This window comes from Actinophytocola sediminis, from assembly GCF_054779715.1.
Genome location: NZ_BAAGXS010000047.1, coordinates 43,374 through 67,114, shown reverse-complemented (window position 1 = coordinate 67,114; position 23,741 = coordinate 43,374). Strand labels below are relative to the sequence as shown.

Below are 23,741 nucleotides of genomic sequence, written 5' to 3'. Positions count from 1 at the left end.
CTCTGCCTCGCCGGGGATCGGAGCGCTGGGATGGGGACCCGTCAGTTGCCGCACACGACCATTGTCCGTGAGACTGCATGACCGTGCCCCGGAAAGCCTTGGTTCCCCGTCTCGAGCCGTTCACCTCGACGATCTTCGCGGAGATGACCGCGCTCGCCACCAGCACCGGTTCGGTGAACCTGGGGCAGGGCTTCCCCGACACCGACGGCCCGCCCTCGATGCTCGCCGCGGCGCGGGAGGCGATCGCGACCGGGGTGAACCAGTACCCGCCCGGCCCCGGCCGCCCCGAGCTGCGCGCGGCCATCGCGGCGCAGCGCGCCCGGTACGGCACGTCGTTCGACGCCGACGCCGAGGTGCTGGTCACCGTCGGCGCGACCGAGGCGGTGGCCGCGGCGATGCTGGCGCTGGTCGAGGCGGGCGACGAGGTCGTGCTGTTCGAGCCGTACTACGACTCCTATGCCGCGGCGGTGGCCATGGCCGGCGCGACCAGGCGAGTGGTGTCGCTGGTCGAGGCGCCGGACGGCCGGTTCGCGGTCGACCTGGACGCGCTGGCCGCCACGATCGGCCCGCGGACCAGGGCGATCCTGGTGAACTCGCCGCACAACCCGACCGGCACCGTGTTCACCCGCGCCGAGCTGGCCGGCATCGCGGCGCTGTGTGTCGAGCACGACCTGATCGCGGTGACCGACGAGGTGTACGAGTCGCTGACCTACGACGGGGTCGAGCACGTCCCGCTCGGCTCGCTGCCCGGGATGGCCGAGCGGACGGTGACCATCTCCAGCGCCGGGAAGATGTTCAACTGCACCGGCTGGAAGATCGGCTGGGCGTGCGGGCCGGCGGAGCTGGTGTCGGCGGTGCGGGCGGCCAAGCAGTTCCTGACCTTCGTCGGCGGCGCGCCATTCCAGCCGGCCGTCGCGCACGCGCTGGCGCACGAGTCGGCCTGGGTGAGCGCCCTGCGCGCGGACCTCCAGGCCAAACGCGACCGGCTCGCCGGCGGCCTGACCGCCGCGGGCTTCGGCGTCCGCCCGAGCGCCGGCACGTACTTCATCTGCGCCGACGTCCGCCCGCTCGGCTTCACCGACGGCGCGCGGCTGTGCCGGGAGCTGCCCGGCCGCATCGGTGTCGCCGCCGTCCCGGTGCAGGTCTTCACCGACAACCCCGACCGCTGGCAGCACATCGTCCGCTTCGCCTTCTGCAAACGCGACGAGGTCCTCGACCTGGCCATCGAACGCCTCCACAAACTCGCCTGACCCGCGAGTCCAACCCTCGCGGGTGGCCCTCAGGCAGGTTCGGCGAGCTCATAGTCGGCGATCAGCCGTCGCAGGTGTGCCAGGCAGCGGCTCTTCGTGTGGCCGACGCTGCCCGGCGGCATCTCCAGCGCGGCGGCCAGTTGGTCGTAGCTCAGGTCAGGGGCGTTGGCGTGCAGCGCGAGCAGACACCGGCAGCGGTCCGGCAACGCGGCGAAGGCCAGCCTGAGCACCGGGTCCCGATCGGGGCGCCGCTCCGGCCGATGCTCGCCGACGAGCTCCCGGACCTCCGCCGCCGGGCGCTCCCTGGCACGGCGTTCCTGGATACGCAGGCTCTCCCGGCGCGCGGTGGTCACCAGCCACGCGTGCAGCCGTTCCGGCGTGGTCAGCCGGGGGAGATGCTCGGCGAGCGCCAGCCAGGTGTGCTGCACCGCGTCGGCCGCGTCGACCTGGTCCAGGCGGTAGGACCTGGCCACCACCCACACCAGTGCGGTGTTCCGGTACACCAGCTCCCGCCACGCGGTCAGGTCCCCGGCCACCAGGCGGTCGATCAGGTCGCCCTCGGTAGTCATGCTCGCTCCCCCTTCTGAGTCGCGAAGTCGGACGTAGAGGGGGCGGCCACGGTGCCATCCAAGAAAGCGTGGGAAAAAGAGCTACCCGGCAGCGCGACGGTGCTCACGGCATGTGATCAACATTGGCCCAAACGGCCGATAAGGTGCGCTTTTGCGGTCTTTCCGGGTGGAATCGACGCGGCTAGGGTGCACATTGTCGGTGGGGTGCTAGATAGTGTGGACTGTCATAGGGGCACCCGGTAACACGGGCGGAGCATGGACGGGTGGTGGTCGCGGTGAACGGCGTGCGGACGCCAACCAGCGGCCGGGTTCGCCGGATGCTGCGCCGTAGCGTGCTGCTCGCCGCGTTCACCGGAGCCGGGTGGCTACTGGCGTTGATCTTCGCCGGTGGCGCCTCCGCCACTCCGGAGCCAGCCGAGCCGCCGATCGAGACGCCCTCGGTCGGCGAGCACCCGGACACCGGTCACCCCTCGTCGCCGTCCGCCAGCCTGATCGCCCCGCTGGCCGCGTCCGCCGACCTGCTCGCCGACACGGTCAACACCCTCTCCGAGTCCGTCGCCAGCACGCTCGATGCCGCCATCGCCGACCTGCCGACCGTGTTCGTCCCGCCGCCGGACGAGCCGGTCGCCACCATGCCGGAACTACCCCAACTGCTGCCGGTGGTCGACTGGTCGCCCCCAGCGATCGCCGCCGAAGCGCCCGTCGCCCGCGTGGAGCCGCACACCCCGGCCACCCGCGCACCGCCGGTCACCGCCAAGGTCACTGCCGAGGTCACCGCCACGAAGCCGGAGCACACTCCCGGCCGGCCGGCGCCGACCAGCCCCGGATGGCAGCAGCCGCACCACCACCCGTCCAGTCCGCCCGGTGACACCGGCCGGACCGCCGCCGAGCACGCCAACACGTCTCCGCGGCCGGACAACGCTCCCGCGTCGCTGCCAGGTAGCGGTACCACCGCGACCACGGTCCACGACACCTCGGGCGGCGCCCGCGGTACGCACGGTGTGCTCGCCGTGCAGGCCACGGTCGAGCCGTCGGCGGCCGAACTCTCCTGCCGTGGCCGGTCCACCGGCATCCACGGCCGGATAACCGGCCTACCAGCGACGTCACCTGATTGATTCCAACCAGCTCCGCTAGGACTGGTTTACCTCAAAGCAGCCGCGTGTACTCCATTCGGCCTAACAAATTGGCCATCGTGCGTCAACGTCCGATCGGCCGAACAGCACAACACAAACCACCCGACCTGCCGACCGCGCCCGGTCAGGTCGGGGCATGGCCCCGGCGCCGCGATGCCCCCGCGGCGCCGGGGCTCTCCCCTCTGGCAACTCGTCTGGTCGGCACAACGAGGGGCTGTGCCGGCCGAGCAGACCAGAGGCAACCAGTGCGCTGGATGGCCGAATTGGCTAGGCCATCCAGCGCACTGCTTTCTACCGTGGATAGCGATTGCCGCGCTAGTCACGTGACCGGAATCAACCCGTTGTCCGCGGCGGGAGACCGGGTTTCCGCCACCGAGGCGGCCGCGAGGGACAGCCGGTGGGCCGCTTCCAGCAGATCCGGTCCCGGTCGGGTGTACGGCAACCGCAGCCAGCGCTCCAACCCGCCGGTCGGGGCGAAGAACGAGCCGGGCGCCACCCGTACCCCGAAGTTCTGCGCCACCGCCGCGATCCGGGTGCTCGCCGGCGCCGGCAGCCGGCACCACAGCGACAGCCCGCCGTCCGGCACCCGGAACGTCCAGTCCGGGCAGTGCTCGCGGAGCGCGCCGACCAGCGTGTCCCGCTGCGTGGCGAGCAGGGCTCGGCGCTGCCGCAACGGCTCCGGTCCGGCGGCCAGCAGCTCGGCCAGCACCAGCTGCTCGAACACCGGGGAGCCGAGGTCGAGCCCTCTGCGCACGGCCAGCAGCCGGTTGACCAGGTCGGCCGACGCGCGTACCCAGCCGATCCGCAGGCCGCCCCAGTGCGACTTGCCGGCCGATCCGCTGGCCAGCACCAGGTCGCCGGCGAACGCGCCGAGTGGTGGCAGCGCGGCGGGCGTCGCGCGCAGGTCCAGCTCCACCTGGGTCTCGTCGATCACCACCGGGGTGCGCGCCCGGCGCAGCGCGGCGGCCAGCCGCTCGCGGCCGGCGGCGTCGAGCTGGTGGCCGGTCGGGTTGTGGAAGTCGATGATCAGGTACGCCAGGCGGGGGCCGGCCTGTCGCAGCGTGGCCTCGATCCCGTCGGGGTCCCAGCCGTCGTCGGTCATCGCGACCGGCACCGGGATGGCGTGCGCGGCGCGGACGGCCTCGATCGCGTTCGGGTACGTCGGCTGTTCGATCAGCACCCGGTCGCCCGGCCCGACCAGCAGGCGCAGCGCCAGCGCCAGCCCGTGGTGCGCGCCGTTGGTCACCAGCACCTCGTCCGGCGAGGTCGGCAGGCCACGGTCGGTGTACCGCTCGGCGATGCGGTCGCGCAGCTCGGGAAGGCCCTGCTCGTAGTAGCCGTGACCGGTCAGCTCGGTGGCGAGCCGGGGCAGGACCGCCTCGGCCGCCTCGGCGATACCGGGAATCGCCGAGGGCACCGCGCGGGCGAAGTCGATCACCGGTGGCCCGTCGGCGGCGGACGGGTGGTCGCCGACGGCGGTCGAGCCGCGCGGGACGGCGGTCCACGAGCCGGCGCCGCGGCGGCTGGCCACCAGTCCGGTCGCGCGCAGCCGGTCGAGGGCGGCGGCGACCATGGTGCGGCTGATGTCGAGCGCGGTGGCCAGCTCGCGCTCGGGGGGCAGGCCGGTGCCGGCCGGCAGCCGCCCGTCCAGCACGAGCAGCCGGATGCCGGCGGCCAGGTCGGCCGCGCCGTGCCGGGTGCCGTGCCGCCGCCAGGTGCCGAGTAGCTCCGCGAGTCGTCGGGCGCTGACCCGACCAGCCGTGTTCATGTGACCAATATTTCCAGATTGGTCATTGATATCCAAGCGTGGACGTCTTCAGGATGGGTGTTGTGACACAAGTGGACTTACAACCGGTCTCGGTACGGGCCAGCCCGGTGCGCCGGTTGGCCCAACTCGCCGGTGGGCTGGCGCTCTACGGCGCGAGCATGGGGCTGATGGTGCGCGGCACGCTCGGCCTCGACCCGTGGGACGTGCTGCACGACGCGATCGCGGAGCGGACCGGGCTGACCTTCGGCACGGTGACCGGCATCGTCGGCGCGCTGGTGCTGCTGTGCTGGATCCCGCTGCGGCAGCGGCCGGGGATCGGCACGGTGGCGAACATCGTGCTGATCGCGGTCGCGGTCGACCTGACGCTCGCCGTGGTCGAGCCGCCGTCGGCGATGGCGGCCAGGATCGCGATGCTGCTCGGCGGCGTGCTGCTCAACGGGCTGGCCACCGCGACCTACCTCGGCGTGCGCCTCGGCCCCGGCCCGCGCGACGGCCTGATGACCGGGCTCGCGGCGCGGACCGGGATCTCGATCCGGGTGATGCGGACGGGGATCGAGCTGACCGTGCTGGCCACCGGCTGGCTGCTCGGCGGCACGGTCGGCGTCGGCACGGTGGTGTACGCGCTGTGCATCGGGCCGCTGACGCAGGCGTTCCTGCCGTACGTGACCTGGCGGCGCGTGGCCGTGCGGGAGCGTTGAACTCGCGTGTCGGGAGCGTTGGACTCGCGGGGTTAGCTGGCTTTGGCCAGGCGGGTTTTGATGGTGGCGTGGGGTAGGCCATGGGCGGCGAGGATGGTGGCGGGTAGGCGGGTGTTGGCGGCGGCCATGGCCAGCAGGAAGTGCTCGTCGGCGATGTGGCGGGCGCCGTGTTCGCGGGCCTGGGCGAGGGAGTTGTTCAGGACGGACTTGGCTTCTGGCGAGAAGGGGATGTGGTTCAGCAGGAGGCGCCGGGGGCGTGGGGTGGGGGCCAGGGCGTTCTTGCCGTGGGTGGCCTCCACGCGGTCGACGATGGCGGTCAGGTCGATGCCGAGGTCGCCGAGGGCCTTGGCCTCCGACTCGGTCAGGCCAGCGCGGCGGTTGGCGCTGGCGAACTCGGCGCGGATGGCCTCGCGGGTGAGGCCGGCGTCGGCGAGCAGCGGCCCGGAGCGGGTGCCATCGCGCAACAGCGCCAACATGAGGTGCTCGGCGGTGATGGTGTCCGCCCGCGCGTGCTCGGCCTCGGTGACCGCGTCGAGCACGAGTCGCTTGGCCACCTTGGTGAATCGTTCGAACATGATCACGCCTTTCCGTGCTTCTTGTGTACCGCCTGCCGGCTGACGCCCAGTTCGGTGGCGATCTCCTGCCAGGACCAGCCGTTGGCTCGCGCGCTGCGCACCTGGACGGCCTCGAGCCGTTCCAGCAACCTGCGCAGCGCGGCCACCGCCCGCAGGCCGACCCGTGGGTCCCGGTCGCCCGCCGCGGTGGCCAGCTGTGCCGCCTCGTTCATGACGTCAACCTACGTTGACAGAACGGTCATGTCAACCCACGTTGACGCGTAGCATCCCGATCATGGAAATCGACGTGGCCGAACGGCCCGGTGTCGGCCTGGACGGGCAGCCGAGGCCGAGCGAGGACGTCGTCGTCGTACTGCCGAACGCGGTGGCGTTGCTGGACGGGGCCACGACCCTGCTGCCCGGCCGCAGGAGCGGCGGCTGGTACGCCAGCCACCTGGCCGGCCACCTCGCCGGCAGGCTGACCGGCTACCCCACGATGGAGCTCGCCGACCTGCTGGCCGCCGCGATCCAGGCGCTGGCCAGGGAACACGGCCTGGAGCCAGGGCAGGCCCCGGCGAGCACGGTCGCGCTGGTGCGCTGGAACGACGAGACGGTCGATGCCCTGGTGCTCGGCGACAGCCCGGTCGTCGCGGTCACCGACGACGGCCCGCGGTTGCTGGCCGACGACCGGCTCGCGTCCCTGCCGCGCACCGGCCCCGGCTACCGCGCCCGGTTGCGCGACGGCGGCGGCTACGGCGACGCGCACGTCGCCGCGCTGCGCACCTCGGCGACGCACGTCGACCGGTTACGCAACGTCGATGGCGGCTACTGGATCGCCGAGGCCGACCCGGACGCCGCCTACCACGCGGTGCGCGCCAGCTGGCCGCGCGCCGAGGTCCGGCAGGTGCTGCTGGCCAGCGACGGCGTGTCCTGCGGCGTCGACGACTACCACCTCCTGGACTGGTCGACCGCGGTCGACCTGGTCCTCGCCGGCGGCGCCCAGGCCATGCTCGACCTGGTCCGCGCGGCCGAGGAAGGCGATCCGGACGGCGCCAGGTGGCCCCGCCCGAAACCGCACGACGACCAGGCCCTAGCCGTAATCGACTTCAAAAAGGCCTAGCCCCTTCCCCCCGCGCGGCCCCAGCTGCGATGCCCTGAATGAGGCATTGGCGACGCTCAACGTCCCGAATGGGGCATTCAGGGCAGTTGCTAACGGCGGCCGAGGCCCTCCCACTCGAACCCGGCGCGGCGCACGACGTCCGGGTCGAGCAGGTTGCGGGTGTCGACCACGACCGGCCGGGCAACCACGCCGGCGAGCTTGGACCAGTCCAGCGTCCGGAACTCCGGCCACTCGGTGAGCACCACGATCGCCTCGACGCCCTCCGCTGCCTGGTACGGGTCGTCGACCACGGTGACGCCGTCGAGGTCGGCCCTGGTGTCCCCGGAGCGCAGCGCCGGGTCGTAGCCGACCAGCTTCGCGCCCGCCTGCCGCAGCAGCGCGGCCACCGCGAGCGCCGGTGAGTCGCGCAGGTCGTCGGTGCCGGCCTTGAACGTCAGGCCGAGCACGGCCAGCCGGACCTTGGACAGCGAGCCGCCGCGCTTGCCGGTGACCGCCAGGCGCACCTTCTCCACCATCCGCTGGCGCTGCCGGTTGTTGGTGTCGATGGTGGCCCGGATGAGCCGGAACTCGAAGTCGGCCGCGTCGGCCAACTGCAGCATGGCCGAGGTGTCCTTGGGCAGGCAGGAGCCGCCCCAGCCGGGGCCGGGCTGCAGGAACGCCTGCCCGATGCGCTTGTCGAAGCCCATGCCCTCGGTGACGTCGGAGACGTCCGCGCCGAGACGGTCGCACAGCTCGGCGATCGCGTTGACGTAGGACAGCTTCATCGCGAGGAAGCAGTTGGCCGCGTACTTCACCAGCTCCGCGCTCGCCGCGTCGGTCAGCACGGTCGGCGCGCCGAGGCGGGAGTAGAGGGCGGCCACCCGCTCGGCGGCGTCCTGCTGGTCACAGCCGACGACGATCCGGTCCGGGTTCAGGAAGTCGTGCACCGCGGAGCCCTCGCGCAGGAACTCCGGGTTCGACACGACCGCGACGTCGTCCCGATCGATCAGCTCCGAGGTGCGCTGGGCGCTGCCGACCGGCACGGTCGACTTGTTCACCACCACCGACCCCGGCGGCAGCAGCCCGCCGACCTCCTCGAGCACCGACTCGACGATGGAGAGATCGGCCACTCCGCCGACGCCCATCGGGGTCGGCACGCAGAGGAACACCACCTCGCAGCCCTCGACCGCGGCCGGCGCGCCGAGCACGAACGACAGTCTGCCGGCGGCCAGCCCTTCGGCCACCAGCTCGGCCAGACCGGGCTCCAGGATGTCCACCTCACCCGCGCACAGCCGCTTCACCTTGTCGGCGTCGACGTCGGCGCAGACGACCTGGTGGCCAAGTGAGGCCAGGCACGCGCCGGTGGTGAGACCCACATAACCCGTCCCGACCACCGCGATCCGTCGTACGAACACGGCCACTCCCCTTCGTGCCAACGAGCATCCCCATCGGAACCTACAGGGGCCTACCACGGCAATTCTCGCCACTCCCGGTAACAGCCGGCCGCGATCGGCCGACCTACTTCACGGAGTCAGGTGCGCAGGAGGCCCGCACCCAATCTCCGGAATCGGGGACCGGAGCACAAGTCCGAGAGGAAACGCGTGGTTATGTCACGCTTGTTTTGTGCTGCCCGCGAACCGGCGGGAGACGTCAGATGACCGGCATGCGAATCGGCGTCTTCGGCCTGGGCTACGTCGGTTGCGTGTCCGCCGCCTGCCTTGCCGCACGCGGAAACCAGGTGGTCGGGGTGGACGTGAACCCGACGAAGGTCGAGCTGGTCAACCGGGGGCAGGCGCCCGTCGTCGAGGAGCGGATCGGGGAGCTGACCGCGGACGTGGTGGCCGCCGGCGCCCTGCGCGCGACCACCGACGTGGCCGCGACGGTGGCCGCGACCGACGTGTCGCTGGTGTGTGTCGGCACCCCGTCTGCGCCCAACGGCAGCCTGTCCACGACCTATCTGGAACGGGTGGCCGAACAGCTCGGCGAGGCGCTGGCGGCCACGCCCGCCGGGGCGCGACCGACCAGGCACACCGTCGTGTTCCGCAGCACCATGCTGCCCGGCACCTGCCTTGACCTGCTGGTGCCGATCCTGGAGAAGTCCTCCGGACTCACCGCGGGCGTCGACTTCGGCGTCGCGGTCAATCCGGAGTTCCTGCGCGAGGGCAGCAGCGTGCGGGACTTCTTCTCCCCGCCCAAGACCGTCGTCGGCGAGTTGGACGCGGCCAGTGGAGACGCGGTGGCCGCGCTCTACGACGGTCTGCCGGGCGAGGTGTTCCGGGTGCCGATCCCGGTCGCGGAGATCACCAAGTACGCGGACAACTCCTTCCACGCGCTGAAAGTCGGCTTCGCCAACGAGCTCGGCGCGGTCTGCGCCGCGCTCGGCCTGGACTCGCACGCGGTGATGGACGTCTTCCTCGCCGACCGCAAGCTCAACGTCAGCCCCGCCTACCTGCGCCCCGGGTTCGCCTTCGGCGGCTCGTGCCTGCCAAAGGACCTGCGCGGCCTGGTGCACGCCGCGCACCGCGCGGACGTGGCGGTGCCGATCCTGTCGCACGTGCTGCCCTCCAACGAGGAGCACCTACGGCGGGCCTTCGACCTGGTGGCGCGCACCGGCAAGCGCCGGGTCGGGCTGTTCGGCCTGTCGTTCAAGCCGGGCACCGACGACCTGCGGGAGAGCCCGCTGGTCGAGCTGGCCGAGCGGCTGCTCGGCAAGGGCTACGACTTACGCATCCACGACGCCAACGTGAGCCTGTCGCGGCTGCTCGGCGCCAACCGGGAGTTCATCGAGGCCCGGCTGCCCCACCTCGGCCAGCTGCTGCTCGGCTCGGTCGACGAGGTGCTCGAGCACGCCGAGGTGATCCTGGTCGGCTGCACGGATCCGGCGGTGCTGGCCAAGCTGCCGCACGGCGGTCCGCAGACGATCGTCGATCTCGTCCGCCTTCCCGACGCGCGGGCGCGCCGGGCCGAACCGGGGTATGTGGGCCTTGCCTGGTAGAGCGCTGATCCTCGTGGAGAACCTGTCCGTGCCGTTCGACCGCAGGGTGTGGCAGGAGGCCACCACCCTGCGCGACGCCGGGTGGCAGGTGCACGTCATCTGTCCACAGGGGAGCAAGCGGGACACCGAGCCCTACGTCGAGCTGGCCGGCGTGCGCATCCACCGGTACCCGCTGCGCGCGGCGACCGACGGGCCGGCCGGCTACCTCAAGGAGTACGGCTCGGCGCTGTGGCACACCGCCCGGCTGACGCGCCGGATCGCCAAGGAGGGCCGGATCGACGTCGTGCACGCCTGCAACCCACCGGACCTGCTGTTCCTGGTGGCCAGGATGCTGCGCCGGCACGGCACGCGGTTCGTGTTCGACCAGCACGACCTGGTCCCGGAGCTGTACCTGTCGCGCTTCGACCGCGGCGAGGACCTGCTCTACCGGGCGGTCTGCCGGCTGGAGCGGGCCACCTACCGGGCGGCCGACGTGGTGATCTCGACCAACGAGAGCTACCGGCGGGCCGCGCTGACCCGCGGCGGACTGACCGCCGACAAGGTGTTCGTGGTGCGCAGCGCGCCGGCGGTCGAGCGGTTCCGGCGGGTGCCGGCCGAGCCGGAGCTCAGGCGGGGCAGGCGACACCTGCTCTGTTACCTGGGGGTGATGGGCCCGCAGGACGGCGTTGACTACGCGCTGCGGGCGCTCGCCGCGCTGCGTGACGAGCAGGGCCGCACCGACTGGCACGCGGTGTTCGTCGGTGCCGGCGACACCTTCGACCAGATGCGCGAGCTCGCGGTCCGGCTCGGGCTCGGCGAGCAGGTGGAGTTCACCGGGCGGATCCCCGACGAGGACCTGGTGCGCTACCTGTCGACCGCCGACGTGTGCCTCTCGCCCGACCCGCGCAACCCGCTCAACGACGTGTCGACCATGAACAAGGTCATGGAGTACATGGCGATGGGCAAGCCGATCGTGTCCTTCGACCTGCGCGAGGCCAGGGTCTCCGCCGGGGACGCGGCGGTGTACGCGCGGGCCAACGACGTTTCCGAGTTCGCGAAGCTGACCGCGACCCTGCTCGACGACCCGGCCGAACGCGCCCGGATGGGCGAGCTGGGCCAGGCGCGGGTCGAGGGACCGTTGTCCTGGGCCAACTCCAGCACCGCGCTGCTCGCCGCGTACGCGGAGGCCATCCGGTGACCATGGAGCAGGGGACGACGGAGACGGTCGGGCTGTCGCTGGTCGGGCGGGTGGTGCGCCGGCGGTGGCGGCTGCTCGTCGGGTTCGCGTTGGCCGGGGCCGTCCTCGGCGCGGCGGTCTCGCCGCTGCTGTCCCCCGGCTACCAGACCTCGGTCAGCGTGCTGCTCCAGGGACCTCGGGAAACCGACGAGCTGCGCACCGAGGCGCAGGTGGCGGCCAGCTCGGTGGTGCTGGACCGGGCGGCGGCCACCCTCGGCTGGGGGGTGCCGGGCAGCGAGCTGGCCAAGGCGGTCGAGGCGGCGGTCGCCGACGGCAACATCATCGAGGTCACCGTGGTCGCCGACAGCCCGGAGCGGGCCCAGGCGCTCGCCGACCGGGTGGCCCAGGAGTACGTCGCGTTCTCCACCCAGCTGCTCGGCGACACCGAGGACGCCGCCGCGCGGGTCTCCCAGGAGCAGCAGCAGGCCCTGCGCGAGCAGGTGAACCTGACCATGCAGCGGATCTCCGAGCTGCACGACTCCACCGGCCAGGGCGGCACGATCGACAGCGTCGGGGTGCGCACCGGGCTGGAGTCGCTGCGGACCTCGCTCGCCCAGGCGGTGACCAAGCTGGACGAGCTGGACGCGGTGACCGGCCAGGCGAAGATGGTCGTGATGGGCTCGGCGCAGCGGCCGACCGGGCCGGCGGCGCCGACGATGCTCCACCTCGCCTGCGGTGGCGCGCTGCTGTTCCTGGTGCTCGGCCTGTTCGGCCACCTGCTGTCCACCCGGGTGGACAAGCGGCTGCGCGCGGAGTCCCAGATCGCCGCCGCGCTCGGCACGACCGTCCTCGGCTCGGTGGACGTGCCGGTCGAGCCGGACGACCAGCCGGCCGCCGGGCGGCTGCGCCGGCTGCTGGGTCTCGTCGCGCGCGGCGCGCCGGAATGGCACGCGCCCGAACCGCTGCCCGCCGGCGACGACCACAGCCTGGAGGTCCGTTACCGCAGGGTGCTCGCCCGGCTGGCCGAGCGGACGCCCGACGGGCTGCTCACCGTGGTCGCCGACGACGACCCGCCGGCCGCGCGCGCGGCGGCCCGGCTCGCGGACACCTCTGGCGGCGGCCGGGTGCGGGTGGCCGAGGTGTCGGCGGCGCATCCGGTCGTGCCCGACCGGACCGGAGCCGAGGCGGGGGTGCTGATGGTGCTCACCGCCGGCACCCGGACGGCCTGGGAGCTGGTCGGCATCGCACAGGCGTGCGCGGACGCCGGCCAGGCCGTGCTCGGGGCCGTGGTGGCCAACCGGGCCGGGCCGTCGCGGGCAGGCCCGCCGGCCGCGGTGCCGGCCGACTCGGTGCCGGCCGACGCGGTGACGGCTGGCACGCCATGACCACCCAGCAACCACTGCTCGACCTCGGCCGGCTGTTCGTCGCGATCCGTCGCGGCCGGCGGCTGTGGCTGGCCTGCGCGCTGCTCGGGCTGATCGGCGGCGTGCTGGTGGCGGTGCTGCTGCCCGCCCCGCCGACCGCGGTGACCAGGATCCTGGTGACCCACGAGCAGGACCAGCCATCCGACACCGGCAGCCTCATCCGCACCGACGCCGCGTTGGTGGCCACCACCAGGATCGCCTCGGCCGCGCTGACCGAACTCGGCTCCGGCCAGCGGCCGGAGGACTTCCTCGAGGAGTACACGGTCACCGGGGTCACCAACAACGTGCTGGAGATCAGCGTCGAGGGGGCCACTCCGACCGAGGCGCTGCGCCGAGCCGAGGCGCTGGCCAAGGCGTTCATCGCCGACCACGTCGGCCGCAGCAGGTCCGCCGCGCAGGCCGAGGCCAAGGCGCTGCTCAACCAGCGCGACCAGATCCAGGCCGACCTGGCCGCCACCAACGCCGAGATCACCCGGCTGGAGGCGCGGAGCGAGAACGCCGACGAGGACGCCGAAGAAGGCACCGAGGAAGGCGCGGCGCAGCCAGACGCGGCCGGGCTGGACACGCTCTACGCCCGCCGGGCCGAGCTGACCTCCCGGGTCTCCGACCTCAGCCAGCAGGCCGAGGAGGCGGCGATCGGCGCGCCGAGGGTGGCCGACGGCACGCTGATCGTGGACACGCCCCAGCCGGTGCCGGTGCCGGTGGTCATGGCGGGCGCGACCAACGGCGCGCTCGGCTTCGTGCTCGGGCTGGTCGCCGGCCTCGCGCTGGCCGTCGTCACCGGAGTGGTCCGGGACAAGCCGGTGCTGCGCCGGGACATCGCCGCCCACCTCGGCGCGTCGGTGATCGCCCAGCTGCCATCGCCCCGGCGCGGCCCGTCACGGCTGTGGCGCGGCCGGCGCGCGACCAGGGAGCGCGGGCGGGTGGCCGGCACGCTGGTGCGCCTGATGCGCGCAGGCTCCTGGCCGGTGTCCGTGCTGGAGCTGGGCGCTCCCCGGCTGGCCTCGGCGCTCACCCTCGACGTGGCCGCCGCCATGGCCACCGACCGGGCGGTGCTGGTGGTGACCGATCCGCCGGGCCGGGTGGAGTCCCGCACCCCCTCGGTACGCGTCGTCGGCACGAACGACCCCGACCCCGGCAGGCCCGACGGGGTGCGGATCGGCCTCGGCTCGGTCACCCCCGGCACGGCCTGGACCGACCTGGCCCACCTCGGCGCGGAGACCGTGCTGGTGGTGCGGGCCGGGTTCGCGAACACCGAATGGCTGCACACGGTGGCCCGCCAGCTCGCCGACGCGCGGATCCCGATCGTCGGCGTGGTCCTGGTCGACCCGGACCCGCGCGACCGGACCGACGGCACCCTCTGGGACGGCCTGCACACCGCGCTGCGCGGCCGCGGCCGCGCCACGGCTGGCGTGGCGGCCACCGGCACCAACGGCGCCCGGCCGGCGGTCCAGCCACATCTGCGCAAGCTCACCGAGACCAAGGGCTGAGAGGCAACCCCATGTGCGGCATCGCGGGCACCTATCTGTGGCCGGACGGCGGTCCGTTGACCGACCGGCTGACCAAGACCCTCGCCCACCGCGGCCCGGACGGCGCCGGCCGCTACCGGCACCGCGCCGGCACCGGCGAAGTCCACTTAGGACACCGCAGGTTGTCGATCATCGACCTGTCGGCGACCGGGGCACAGCCGATGGTCGCCGACGGGCTCGCGCTGACCTACAACGGCGAGCTGTACAACGCCCCGGAACTGCGCGCCGAGCTGGCCGCGGCCGGGGTGCGCTTCCGGGGCACCAGCGACACCGAGGTGCTGCTGGCGGCCTGGCGGCGCTGGGGCGTCGAGTGTCTGCCCCGCCTGCGCGGCATGTTCGCCTTCGGCGTGTTCGACGAGCGCACCGGCGAGCTGACCCTGGTTCGCGACCAGCTCGGCATCAAGCCGCTGTTCCTGGTGCGCCGCGACCGGGGGCTGGTGTTCTCCTCCGAGCTCAAGGCGCTGGCCGCCGAGCTTGGCGACACGCTCGCGGTGGACGAGGGGGCCATGGTGGCCTCGCTGCTGTACTACTGGGTGCCCGACCGGCGGTGTGCCTACCGGGAGGCGGAGAAGCTGCCGCCGGGCAGCTGGCTGCGGATCCGGCCGGACGGGCAGACCGACCGGGGCGTGTACTGGTCCATCAAGGACGTCGCCGAGCAGGCCGCGCACGAGCCGACGCCCGACCTCGAACAGGTCATCGCGGACTCGACCAGGGCGCACCTGCTCGCCGACGTGCCGGTCGCCACGTTCCTGTCCGGCGGCCTGGACTCCAGCTACCTGACCGGCCTGGCCGCGCGGCTGCGGCCGGGGATCTCCGCGTACACCATCGGTTTCCGCGCCGAGGACACCCGGTTCGAGGCAATGCCGGACGACCTGCGCTACGCCAGGCAGGTGGCCGCCAGGTTCGGCGTCGACCTGCACGAGATCGAGATCGCGCCGGACGTGCTGGACCTGCTGCCGAAGCTGACCTACCACCTGGACGAGCCGATCGGCGACCCGGCGGCGATCAACACGTACCTGATCTGCACCGCGGCCCGCGAGGCCGGGGTGAAGGTGATGCTGTCCGGGATGGGCGCCGACGAGCTGTTCGCCGGCTACCGCAAGCATCTGGCCAACCTGCTGGCGTTGCGCTACCAGCAGGTGCCCGGGGTGCTGCGGCGGCCGATCGAGACGGTCGTCGACCGGCTGCCGGTGGCCACCGCCCGGCGCGGGTACCGGTCGGTGCGCTTCGCCAAGCGGTTCCTGAGCTTCGCCGGGATGCCGGAGGAGACCGCGTTCCGCCGCAGCTACACCATGTACGACCGGGCCGAGCTGCTCGACCTCGTCCACCCCGATCTTGCGTCCACAGTGGACGACGTGCTGGCCGAGCACGCGGACACCTACCACGACAACGCGTTGACCGACCACGTGAACCGGATGTGCCTTGCCGACGCCAGGATGTTCCTGCCAGGGCTCAACCTCGCCTACACCGACCGGTCGAGCATGGCCGCGTCCACCGAGGTGCGAGTGCCGTTCGTCGACGTCGAGGTGGTGCGCGCCGCGTTCGCGTTGTCCGGCAAGGAGAAGATCGCCGGCCGGCAGGGCAAGGCGGCGTTGAAGAAGGCCGCGCTCTCGGTGCTGCCCAAGGAGGTCGTCTACCGGCCCAAGGGGCTGTTCAGCGCGCCGCTGCGGGCCTGGATGAGCCGTGATCTGGCGCCGCTGGTGGACGAGGTGGTCAACGACGGGCTGTTGGTGCGCGACGGGTTGCTGCGCCGGGAGGCGTTGCGGCGACTGGTCAAGCAGGACGCCACCGGGCAGCAGGACCGGGCCAAACACCTGTGGCACGTACTGACGTTGGAGCACTGGTACCGGGGCGCCACCGCGCAGACCGGCACGTTTTCCGCATAGATACAGGGGAATCCCGTGAAGCAGGTTGTGCAGAACTATCGCAGCGGCGAGCTCGCGCTGCTGGACGTGCCGGAGCCGGCGAGCAAGCCGGGCGGGGTGCTGGTGCGCACCGCGTACTCGCTGATCTCCACCGGCACCGAGCTGATGAAGGTGTCCGAGGCGAGCAAGTCGTTGCTGGGCAAGGCGAAGGCCCGGCCGGACCAGGTGGCGAAGGTCGTCGCGAGCGTGGCGACCAACGGGCTGGCGGCCACCTACCGCAAGGTGACCAGCAAGCTCGACTCCTACACCCCGCTCGGCTACTCGCTGGCCGGGGTGGTCGAGGCGGTCGGCGCCGGCATCGACGACGTCGCGGTCGGCGACCTGGTTGCCTGCGCGGGCAACGAGCACGCGCTGCACGCCGAGCTGAACTGGGTGCCCAAGAACCTCTACGCCCCGGTGCCGGCCGGCCTCGATCCCCGGCACGCGGCCTTCGGCACGGTCGGCACCATTGCCCTGCAAGGGGTTCGCCGGGGTGAGCCGCGGTTGGGGGACACCGCGCTGGTGATCGGCCTCGGGCTGATCGGCCAGCTGGTGGTGCAACTGCTCGGCGCGTCCGGGGTGCGGGTGGTCGGCGTCGACCCGGACCCGTCCCGATGCGAGCTGGCGCAACGGATGGGCGCGCTGGCGTGCGGGCACCCGGACTCCGGGGTGGTGGATGCCGCGATCGGCGAGCTGACCGACGGGCACGGCGTCGACCAGGTGTACCTGGCGGCCGGCGGCGGCTCCAACGGGCCGGTCGAGCTGGCGGCGAAGCTGGCCCGGGACCGGGCGACCGTGGTGGACATCGGCAAGTGCTCGCTGAACCTGCCGTGGAACGCCTACTACGAGAAGGAGTTGGACGTCCGGTTCTCCCGTTCCTACGGGCCGGGCCGGTACGACCCGTCCTACGAGCTGGACGGCCACGACTACCCGATCGGCTACGTGCGCTGGACCGAGCGGCGCAACCTGGCGTGTTTCCTGGACCTCGCGGCCCGCGACCAGCTCGACCTGGAGCCGCTGATCTCGCACGTCGCCGAGTTCGCCGACGCCGAGGACACCTACCAGGCGCTCGACTCCGGTGAGCGCAAGGCGGTCGCGGTGCTGTTCCGGTACGCCGGCACCGAACCGGCGCCGGCGCCGGCACCGCCGACGCTGGTGGTGCCGGCCACCAACGGCTCCGTCCGGCGCACGGGGTGGCAGCGCCGGGTCGGCACGGTGCGCGTCGGGTTCGTCGGCGCCGGCAACTACGCCTCCTCGATGCTGCTGCCGCACCTGACCGAGCGCGCGGACGTCGCGCTGCGGCACGTGGTCACCACCTCGGCGCTGTCCGGCGCGAACGCACGGCGCAAGTTCGGCTTCGCGGCCGCGTCCACCGACCTGGACGACGTGCTCGCCGACGACGACATCGACGCGGTGTTCGTGGTGACCAGGCACAGCTCGCACGCGGAGCTGACCGCGCGGGCGCTGCGGGCGGGCAAGGCGGTGTTCGTCGAGAAGCCGCTCGCACTATCCGAAGTGGAGCTGGCGACGGTGCTGGCGGCGGTCACCGAGTCGGGCAACGACCGGCTGCAGGTCGGCTTCAACCGCCGGTTCGCGCCGATGCTGCGCGAGGCGCGGACCCAGTTCGGCACCCGGGTCGGACCGGCGTCGGTGCGCTACCTGGTCAACGCCGGCACCCTGGACCACGGCTCCTGGTACAACCGGGCCGACGCCGAGGGCACCCGGTTCGCCGGCGAGGGCGGGCACTTCGTGGACACGGTGAGCTGGCTGCTGGAGGCCGACCCGACGTCGGTCTTCGCGTGCGCGACGCCGAACGGCGCCGACCTGCAGGTGCTGCTGCGCTATCCGGACGGCTCGACGGCCACGATCTCCTACCTCACCACCGGCGCGCCCGGCTTCCCGAAGGAGACCATCGACCTGGTCGCCGACCGGAAGGTGTTGCGGCTGGACGACTTCGTGCGCGCGTCGGTGCACTTCTCCTCGCCGGCAAGGAAACGCTGGGCGACGCCGCGGCTGCCGCGTGGCCGGGACAAGGGCCAGCGCGCCGAGCTGGACGCGTTCCTCGCCGCCGTGACCACCGGCGGCCCGATGCCGGTGACCGTCGACTCGCTGGCGACCACCACGCTGGCCACACTCGCGGCGGAGACCAGCCTCGGTGCGGGGACAACGGTTCGGCTGGGGATGTCAGGAGCGGGAGCTCAGGAGCGGGCCCCGTCTGGACTGAGGAGCGCGCACAGGCGCGCCAGCGCCGAGCACGTGACGAGGGAAGACGGGGTCTAGCGGATGAGCGGGAGCGACCATTCAACACTGTGGTACGTGCGCCGGCTGTCGCGGATGGCGCCGGCGGAGGTTGTAGGCCGGGCGGGCGACGTGCTGCGCAAGCGGCGCTGGCGGGCGGTGCTCACCGAGCCGGTCAGCCGCACCTGGCTGGACCGGCGGCCGGTCGGCCCGGTGCCCGAACCCGGTGTGCTGGCGGCGATCCCGGCCGACGCGGTGGCCAGACTGACCGCGACGGCCGACGAGCTGCTCGCCGGCCGGGCGGAGTACTTCGGCGTGCCGCGCACCGATCTGGTGGCCCCGGACTGGTCCTACGACCCGAAGACCGGCCGCCGCGCGCCCACCGACGCCTACGCCTTCGACATCGCCTACCGCAGCGAGGACACCGTCGGCGACATCAAGCAGCTCTGGGAACCGTCGCGCCACCAGCACCTCACCGTGCTCGCCGCCGCCTACGCGCTGACCGGCGATGACCGCTACGCCACCAGGGTCGGCGACCAGCTCACCTCCTGGTGGGCAGCCAACCCGCCGCTGCGCGGAGTGCACTGGGTCAGCGGCATCGAGCTGGGTATCCGGCTGCTGTCCTGGGTCTGGGTCCGCAGGCTGCTCGACGGCTGGCCGGGCGCCGCCGCGCTGTTCGAGGACAACCCCGTTGCCCTGCACCAGATCCGCTACCACCAGCGGTGGCTGGCCGCGTTCGGCAGCCGGGGCTCGTCGGCCAACAACCACGTGATCGCCGAGGCCGCCGGACAGCTGGCAGCCTCGGCGGCGATGCCGTGGTTCCCCGAGTCGGCCGGCTGGGGCGCGGCCGCGCTGCGCGTCCTCGACGAACAGTTGCGGCGCAACACCTTCGGCTCCGGCCTCAACCGGGAGCTGGCCTCGGAGTACCACGGGCTGGTGCTGGAACTCGGCCTGGCCGCGGCACTGGAGGCGCACGCGGCCGGCGTCACCGTGCCGGACACCATCTGGCTGGTACTGACCAGGATGTGCGACGCGCTCGCCGCGGTCGTCGACACCCGGCTACGCCCGCCCCGGCAGGGCGACGCCGACGACGGGAACGGGCTGGTGCTCGACGGCGCGGGCACCGACCGCTGGGGGTCGCTGCTGGCCACCGGTGCGGCGCTGTTCGGCCGGCGGGACTGGTGGCCGGCGGTCGCCGGCACCGACGTGCGCACCCCGCTGCTGGCCGCTCTCGGCAAGGGCGTGCCGGCCACCTCGGCGCGGCCGGCCAGGCGGCCGGCGCACTTCGCCGACGCCGGGCTGACCGTGCTGCGCTCGCGGACCGAACACGGCGAGATCTGGTGCCGCTGCGACGGCGGGCCGCACGGGTTCCTGTCCATCGCCGCGCACGCGCACGCCGACGCGCTGTCGGTGGAGGTCCGCCACGACGGCGTGGACATCCTCGCCGACCCCGGCACCTACTGCTATCACGGCGAACCGGCGTGGCGCGGCTACTTCCGCTCCACGCTCGGGCACAACACCGTCGAACTGGCCGGCCGGGACCAGTCGGTCTCCGGCGGCCCGTTCCTGTGGACCAAACACGCGCGCACGACCGTGCTCGCCGCCGACCCCGACCGCTGGAGCGCCGAGCACGACGGGTACGCGCCGGCGATCCACCGCCGCACGGTGGCGCTGACCGGGCCGACGCTGCGCGTGGTCGACGAGATCCGGGGCCAGGACAGCACCCCGGCCAAACTAGCCTTCCACCTCGGCCCGGCGGTCACCGCGCGGCTCGACGGCGCGACCGCCAGGCTCACCTGGGCACGCGGCAACGGCGCGACCCTCACCCTGCCACCGGAGTTCACCTGGCACGCGCACCGCGGCGCGGAGGACCCGCCCCTCGGCTGGTACTCACCGGGTTTCGGCATCCGCGTGCCGGCGACGACCCTCCTCGGTTCGGGCACGGTGCGCGGCGACGCGGTGCTCACCACCCTGCTGTGCTTCGACCGTTAGCCGGAGGATCTACTGTGGACACTCGCCCAGGGGTAGGCGTCGTCGGGCTACTCGGCGCGCTTTCCCTGTTGCTGTCAGCCTGTTCGCCCACCCCGGTGCCGCCGAGGACGGAGGCGGGCGACGGCCCGGCAGGCGCGGTGCCCGCGGTCTGCGACCACCTCGAGCCCGGCCCACAGCAGGCCCCGGCGGGCGCGGTGGCCGTCGACCCCGCGCTCGACGGCAGCCTGTCCGAGCTGACCATGTCCAACCCGCCGGGCACCACGTTCTGGCTCGCCCCCGGCCGGCACACGCTGACCACCGACCTGTACGGGCAGGTCATTCCCAAGGACGGCAACACCTATCTCGGCGCGCCCGGCGCGGTGCTCGACGGCCAGGGCAAGAACCTGTTCGCCTTCACCCAGCCCGCGCGCGAGGTGACCGTCAAGTACCTGACCATCCAGGGTTTCGCCGCACCGCACAACCAGGGCGTGGTCAACCACGACTCCGGTGAGGACTGGGTGATCGAGCACAACACCATCCAGCGCAACGAGGGCGCGGCCATGATGGCCGGCGCCCGCCAGCGGATCCGCGGCAACTGCCTGCGGGAGAACGGCCAGTACGGCATCAACGCCTACAGCGAGGGCAACACGATCACCGACCTGATCGTGGAGGGCAACGAGATCGTCGGCAACAACACCGGCGACTGGGAACGGCAGATGCCCGGCTGCGGCTGCACCGGCGGGGTGAAGTTCTGGGCGGTCGACGGCGCGGACGTGCGGGACAACTGGGTGCACGACAACCGGGGCCCCGGCCTGTGGGGCGACATCAACAACAACGACTTCCTGATCGAGGGCAACCTGATCGAGGGCAACGACAGCGCCGCGATCATCTACGAGGCCAGCTACAACGCGATCATCCGCGGCAACACCATCCGCAGGAACAACTGGGTGGAGGGCAAGGAGTTCGCCGGCCGGGGCGACGCGTTCCCGGTGGCCACCATCTACCTCTCCGAGTCCGGCGGCGAGCCACGACTCCCGGCGCGCACCGACCGGATCGACATCGGCGGCAACCTGTTCGAGAACAACTGGTCCGGGATCACCGCGTGGGAGAACGCCGACCGCTTCTGCAACAGCCCGGCCAACCCGAGCGGCGACTGCACCTCACTGGTCAAGGACAAGGCATCCTGCGCCCAACCCGGCATCGCCGAACCACCGCTCTACGACGACTGCCGGTGGAAGACCACGCGGGTCGACATCCACGACAACCGGTTCGTGCTCGACCCGACGGTGGTCACCTGCGAGTCGCTGTGCACCAGGATGGCCGTGCTGGCCAACTACGGCACCTACCCGGACTGGTCGCCGTACATGGGTGAGGTGGTGCGCGAGTCGATCACCTTCGACCAGGACAACCGCTGGCACGACAACGACTACGTCGGCCCGTGGACGTTCGTCGCGCAGGACACCGCCAAGGTGCTGACCTACACCTCGTGGATCGGCGAGCCCTACCGGCAGGACGCCGGCAGCACGTTCGTCCAGCAGGACGGTGGCTGAGGTGACCCGGCTCGAGGCCGCCGTGACGGCGCCGAGCCGGGGCGCCACGGCGAACCCGCCCAAGCTCGTCGGCGCGGCCTGGGCACTGCTGGTGGTGAACACCCTCGGCTCGCAGGGCGCGCAGACGCTGATCCCGTTGCCCCAGCCGGTGTACCAGCTGGTCACCATGGGCTCGTTGCTCAGCGCGTTCCTCATCGCGCTGCTGCTCAACCCGAGGATTCGGTTACGCCCCAACGCCTACCTGCTGCTGCTGACGCTGCTGCTCGCGGTCAGCCTCATGTCCACCGTCGGCCAGGACTCCGGCTTCGGCGGGCTGTTCCGCTGCTGGCGGCTGGCGATGTTCCTGGCCACGCTGTGGCTGCTGACCTACTGGTGGAACGGCACACTGGCGTTCGTCCGCTACCACATCCTGGCCTACGCGGCGGTGTTGGCGACCGTGGCGATCGGCCTGGTCGCCGCGCCCGGCCTCGCGATGCCGGAGACCTACGGCGGCCGGCTGACCGGCGCGATCTGGCCGCTGACCCCACCGCAGGTCGGCCAGTACGCGGCGGTGATCGCCGGACTCACCCTGGTGCTGTGGCTGTCCAGACGGACCGACCACCTGAGCACGGTGGCCATCGCGGTACCGGCCGTCGCGCTGATGTTGATGTCCTACACCAGAACCTCGACACTCGGGCTGGTCGTCGGGCTGGTCGTCGCGTGCGTCAGCCTGGCGCTCACCACGTCCAGGGCGCGGCGGTTCATCGCGGTCGCCGCCGCGGTGGGCACGCTCGCCGCGGTGGCCTTCGCCTCCGCGGTGGAGACCTGGTTCCGCCGGGGGCAGGACGAGGAGAACTTCGCCAACCTCACCGGCCGGCAGAAGGTCTGGGACGCGCTGCTGGCCGCCGAGCGCCCGCCGAGCGAGCAGTGGCTCGGCGTCGGGCTGACCAACAAGTCCTTCGACGGGCTGCCGATCGACAGCGGCTGGCTGGCCGTCTACCAGGAGCAGGGCCTGGTCGGCGTGGTGATCGTCGCCGCGTTCCTGCTGACCCTGCTCTCGGTGGCGTTCCTGCGCCCGCCGTCGCCGGCCAGGGCGTGCGCGGTGTTCCTGATCGTGTACTGCCTGATGGCCTCCTACACCGAGGTCGGCCTCGGCGACGCGTCGCCGTACCTGCTGCACCTGGCGGTCGCCGCGTCCCTGCTCGGCCAGGCGACCGGCCGCACTCCCCTCCCCGTACCAAGAACGGAGCCCAGATGAGCATCGCCCGGCGCATCCACCACCTGCTTGGCGACCCCGACCAGCAGAACTCCTTCTCCAGTAGGCGCCGCTCGGTGCGGTTCCAGGAACTGCTGCGGCGCTTCGCCGATCTGGCCGACCTGCGGGTGCTCGATCTCGGTGGCACACCGGAGTTCTGGCGGGCGACGCCGGTGCGGCCGGCCTACGTGACCACGGTCAACCTCGACCCCAAGTACGACCCGGAGGAGATCTGGCTCGACCACGTGGTCGCCGACGCGTGCGACCTCGCGACGCTGGAGCGCTGCGCTGGCGACTACGACCTGGTGGTGTCCAACAGTCTCATCGAGCACGTCGGCGGCTACCAGCGGCGGCGGGACTTCGCCGAGGTGGTGCGCGCCGCCGCGCCCGCGCACTGGGTGCAGACGCCCAACCGCTACTTCCCGGTCGAGCCGCACTACGTCGCGCCGGGGTTCCAGTTCCTGCCGGTGCGCACCCGTGCCCGGCTGGTCAGCCGCTGGCCGCTGGCCCACGAGCGGGTGTACACCGTCGAGGACGCGCTCGCCCAGGTGCTGACGATCGACCTGGTCAGCACGGCCGAGCTGCGTCACCTGTTCCCCGGGTCGGACATCTGGCACGAGCGGCTCGGCGGGTTGTCGAAGTCGATCGTCGCGGTCCGGACGGCCTGAC

19 protein-coding genes are annotated in these 23,741 nt (G+C 72.5%); 14 read left to right on the top strand and 5 right to left on the bottom strand.

Going from position 1 to position 23,741, the window contains the following annotated elements; translation table 11 throughout:
- Positions 1 to 77 precede the first annotated feature (77 nt).
- Positions 78 to 1,250 (top strand): pyridoxal phosphate-dependent aminotransferase, encoded by a 1,173-nt coding sequence (locus ACYVIP_RS27070; protein ID WP_460401239.1) that lies wholly within the window; start codon positions 78 to 80, stop codon positions 1,248 to 1,250.
- A 29-nt stretch (positions 1,251 to 1,279) separates the two neighbouring features.
- Here ACYVIP_RS27070 and ACYVIP_RS27065 read toward each other — a convergent pair whose 3' ends face one another.
- Positions 1,280 to 1,819 (bottom strand): RNA polymerase sigma factor, encoded by a 540-nt coding sequence (locus ACYVIP_RS27065; RefSeq protein WP_460401237.1) that lies wholly within the window; start codon positions 1,817 to 1,819, stop codon positions 1,280 to 1,282.
- Positions 1,820 to 2,082: 263 nt separating this feature from the next.
- Between ACYVIP_RS27065 and ACYVIP_RS27060 the strand changes: the two genes are divergently transcribed.
- Positions 2,083 to 2,934 carry a hypothetical protein gene (locus ACYVIP_RS27060; protein ID WP_460401235.1) on the top strand — a complete coding sequence of 284 codons (852 nt, stop codon included), beginning with the start codon at positions 2,083 to 2,085 and terminating at the stop codon, positions 2,932 to 2,934.
- Between the two features lie 337 nt (positions 2,935 to 3,271).
- On the opposite strand, the gene yczR is transcribed toward ACYVIP_RS27060, so the two are convergent.
- Positions 3,272 to 4,720 (bottom strand): MocR-like transcription factor YczR, encoded by a 1,449-nt coding sequence (gene yczR, locus ACYVIP_RS27055; RefSeq protein WP_460401233.1) that lies wholly within the window; start codon positions 4,718 to 4,720, stop codon positions 3,272 to 3,274.
- A 53-nt stretch (positions 4,721 to 4,773) separates the two neighbouring features.
- On the opposite strand from yczR, the gene yczE reads away from it, so the two are divergent.
- Positions 4,774 to 5,418, top strand: a complete 645-nt coding sequence (gene yczE, locus ACYVIP_RS27050; protein WP_460401231.1) for a membrane protein YczE — start codon at positions 4,774 to 4,776, stop codon at positions 5,416 to 5,418.
- A gap of 32 nt (positions 5,419 to 5,450) precedes the next feature.
- Here the strand turns inward: yczE and ACYVIP_RS27045 are convergent, their stop codons facing one another.
- Positions 5,451 to 5,993, bottom strand: a complete 543-nt coding sequence (locus ACYVIP_RS27045; protein ID WP_460401229.1) for a Clp protease N-terminal domain-containing protein — start codon at positions 5,991 to 5,993, stop codon at positions 5,451 to 5,453.
- A 2-nt stretch (positions 5,994 to 5,995) separates the two neighbouring features.
- Entirely contained in the window at positions 5,996 to 6,205 is a 210-nt protein-coding gene (locus ACYVIP_RS27040; protein ID WP_460401227.1) for a helix-turn-helix domain-containing protein, read from the bottom strand.
- Between the two features lie 62 nt (positions 6,206 to 6,267).
- Here ACYVIP_RS27040 and ACYVIP_RS27035 point away from each other — a divergent pair, with 62 nt between their 5' ends.
- Positions 6,268 to 7,092, top strand: coding sequence for a hypothetical protein (locus ACYVIP_RS27035; protein WP_460401225.1), 825 nt, complete (start codon positions 6,268 to 6,270; stop codon positions 7,090 to 7,092).
- A gap of 89 nt (positions 7,093 to 7,181) precedes the next feature.
- On the opposite strand, the gene ACYVIP_RS27030 is transcribed toward ACYVIP_RS27035, so the two are convergent.
- Positions 7,182 to 8,486 (bottom strand): UDP-glucose dehydrogenase family protein, encoded by a 1,305-nt coding sequence (locus tag ACYVIP_RS27030; protein ID WP_460401223.1) that lies wholly within the window; start codon positions 8,484 to 8,486, stop codon positions 7,182 to 7,184.
- Positions 8,487 to 8,734: 248 nt separating this feature from the next.
- On the opposite strand from ACYVIP_RS27030, the gene ACYVIP_RS27025 reads away from it, so the two are divergent.
- From ACYVIP_RS27025 to ACYVIP_RS26980, 10 genes are read left to right on the top strand one after another with little or no spacing between them, the layout of a single operon-like run.
- Positions 8,735 to 10,066, top strand: coding sequence for a nucleotide sugar dehydrogenase (locus ACYVIP_RS27025; protein ID WP_460401281.1), 1,332 nt, complete (start codon positions 8,735 to 8,737; stop codon positions 10,064 to 10,066).
- Positions 10,047 to 11,243, top strand: coding sequence for a glycosyltransferase family 4 protein (locus tag ACYVIP_RS27020; RefSeq protein ID WP_460401221.1), 1,197 nt, complete (start codon positions 10,047 to 10,049; stop codon positions 11,241 to 11,243). The genes ACYVIP_RS27025 and ACYVIP_RS27020 overlap by 20 nt, the downstream gene beginning before the upstream one ends.
- 2 nt (positions 11,244 to 11,245) lie before the next feature.
- Positions 11,246 to 12,607, top strand: a complete 1,362-nt coding sequence (locus ACYVIP_RS27015) for an exopolysaccharide biosynthesis protein (protein ID WP_460401279.1) — start codon at positions 11,246 to 11,248, stop codon at positions 12,605 to 12,607.
- Positions 12,604 to 14,136: a Wzz/FepE/Etk N-terminal domain-containing protein gene (locus ACYVIP_RS27010; RefSeq protein ID WP_460401219.1), complete on the top strand. Its 1,533-nt coding sequence runs from the start codon at positions 12,604 to 12,606 to the stop codon at positions 14,134 to 14,136. Before ACYVIP_RS27015 ends, ACYVIP_RS27010 begins: the two co-directional genes overlap by 4 nt.
- A gap of 11 nt (positions 14,137 to 14,147) precedes the next feature.
- Positions 14,148 to 16,061 (top strand): asparagine synthase (glutamine-hydrolyzing), encoded by a 1,914-nt coding sequence (asnB, locus tag ACYVIP_RS27005; RefSeq protein WP_460401217.1) that lies wholly within the window; start codon positions 14,148 to 14,150, stop codon positions 16,059 to 16,061.
- Positions 16,062 to 16,076: 15 nt separating this feature from the next.
- A complete protein-coding gene (locus ACYVIP_RS27000; protein WP_460401215.1) occupies positions 16,077 to 18,359 on the top strand; it encodes a bi-domain-containing oxidoreductase in 2,283 nt (760 codons plus the stop codon).
- Between the two features lie 3 nt (positions 18,360 to 18,362).
- Entirely contained in the window at positions 18,363 to 20,309 is a 1,947-nt protein-coding gene (locus tag ACYVIP_RS26995) for an alginate lyase family protein (protein WP_460401213.1), read from the top strand.
- A gap of 14 nt (positions 20,310 to 20,323) precedes the next feature.
- Positions 20,324 to 21,838 carry a right-handed parallel beta-helix repeat-containing protein gene (locus ACYVIP_RS26990; RefSeq protein ID WP_460401211.1) on the top strand — a complete coding sequence of 505 codons (1,515 nt, stop codon included), beginning with the start codon at positions 20,324 to 20,326 and terminating at the stop codon, positions 21,836 to 21,838.
- Position 21,839: 1 nt separating this feature from the next.
- Complete coding sequence (locus ACYVIP_RS26985; RefSeq protein ID WP_460401209.1) at positions 21,840 to 23,075, top strand: O-antigen ligase family protein; 1,236 nt, start codon at positions 21,840 to 21,842, stop codon at positions 23,073 to 23,075.
- Complete coding sequence (locus tag ACYVIP_RS26980) at positions 23,072 to 23,740, top strand: class I SAM-dependent methyltransferase (RefSeq protein ID WP_460401207.1); 669 nt, start codon at positions 23,072 to 23,074, stop codon at positions 23,738 to 23,740. Before ACYVIP_RS26985 ends, ACYVIP_RS26980 begins: the two co-directional genes overlap by 4 nt.
- Position 23,741 lies beyond the last annotated feature (1 nt).

Excerpts from the sequence above, each read along its gene's own strand:
- yczR (WP_460401233.1), bottom strand. The coding sequence starts at position 4,720 with ATGAACACGGCTGGTCGGGTCAGCGCCCGACGACTCGCGGAGCTACTC.
- ACYVIP_RS26980 (WP_460401207.1), top strand. The coding sequence starts at position 23,072 with ATGAGCATCGCCCGGCGCATCCACCACCTGCTTGGCGACCCCGACCAG.
- ACYVIP_RS27015 (WP_460401279.1), top strand. The coding sequence starts at position 11,246 with ATGGAGCAGGGGACGACGGAGACGGTCGGGCTGTCGCTGGTCGGGCGG.
- ACYVIP_RS27025 (WP_460401281.1), top strand. The coding sequence starts at position 8,735 with ATGCGAATCGGCGTCTTCGGCCTGGGCTACGTCGGTTGCGTGTCCGCC.
- ACYVIP_RS27040 (WP_460401227.1), bottom strand. The coding sequence starts at position 6,205 with ATGAACGAGGCGGCACAGCTGGCCACCGCGGCGGGCGACCGGGACCCA.
- ACYVIP_RS27035 (WP_460401225.1), top strand. The coding sequence starts at position 6,268 with ATGGAAATCGACGTGGCCGAACGGCCCGGTGTCGGCCTGGACGGGCAG.
- yczE (WP_460401231.1), top strand. The coding sequence starts at position 4,774 with ATGGGTGTTGTGACACAAGTGGACTTACAACCGGTCTCGGTACGGGCC.
- ACYVIP_RS26995 (WP_460401213.1), top strand. The coding sequence starts at position 18,363 with ATGAGCGGGAGCGACCATTCAACACTGTGGTACGTGCGCCGGCTGTCG.
- ACYVIP_RS27070 (WP_460401239.1), top strand. The coding sequence starts at position 78 with ATGACCGTGCCCCGGAAAGCCTTGGTTCCCCGTCTCGAGCCGTTCACC.
- ACYVIP_RS27065 (WP_460401237.1), bottom strand. The coding sequence starts at position 1,819 with ATGACTACCGAGGGCGACCTGATCGACCGCCTGGTGGCCGGGGACCTG.
- ACYVIP_RS27020 (WP_460401221.1), top strand. The coding sequence starts at position 10,047 with ATGTGGGCCTTGCCTGGTAGAGCGCTGATCCTCGTGGAGAACCTGTCC.
- ACYVIP_RS27010 (WP_460401219.1), top strand. The coding sequence starts at position 12,604 with ATGACCACCCAGCAACCACTGCTCGACCTCGGCCGGCTGTTCGTCGCG.
- ACYVIP_RS27045 (WP_460401229.1), bottom strand. The coding sequence starts at position 5,993 with ATGTTCGAACGATTCACCAAGGTGGCCAAGCGACTCGTGCTCGACGCG.
- asnB (WP_460401217.1), top strand. The coding sequence starts at position 14,148 with ATGTGCGGCATCGCGGGCACCTATCTGTGGCCGGACGGCGGTCCGTTG.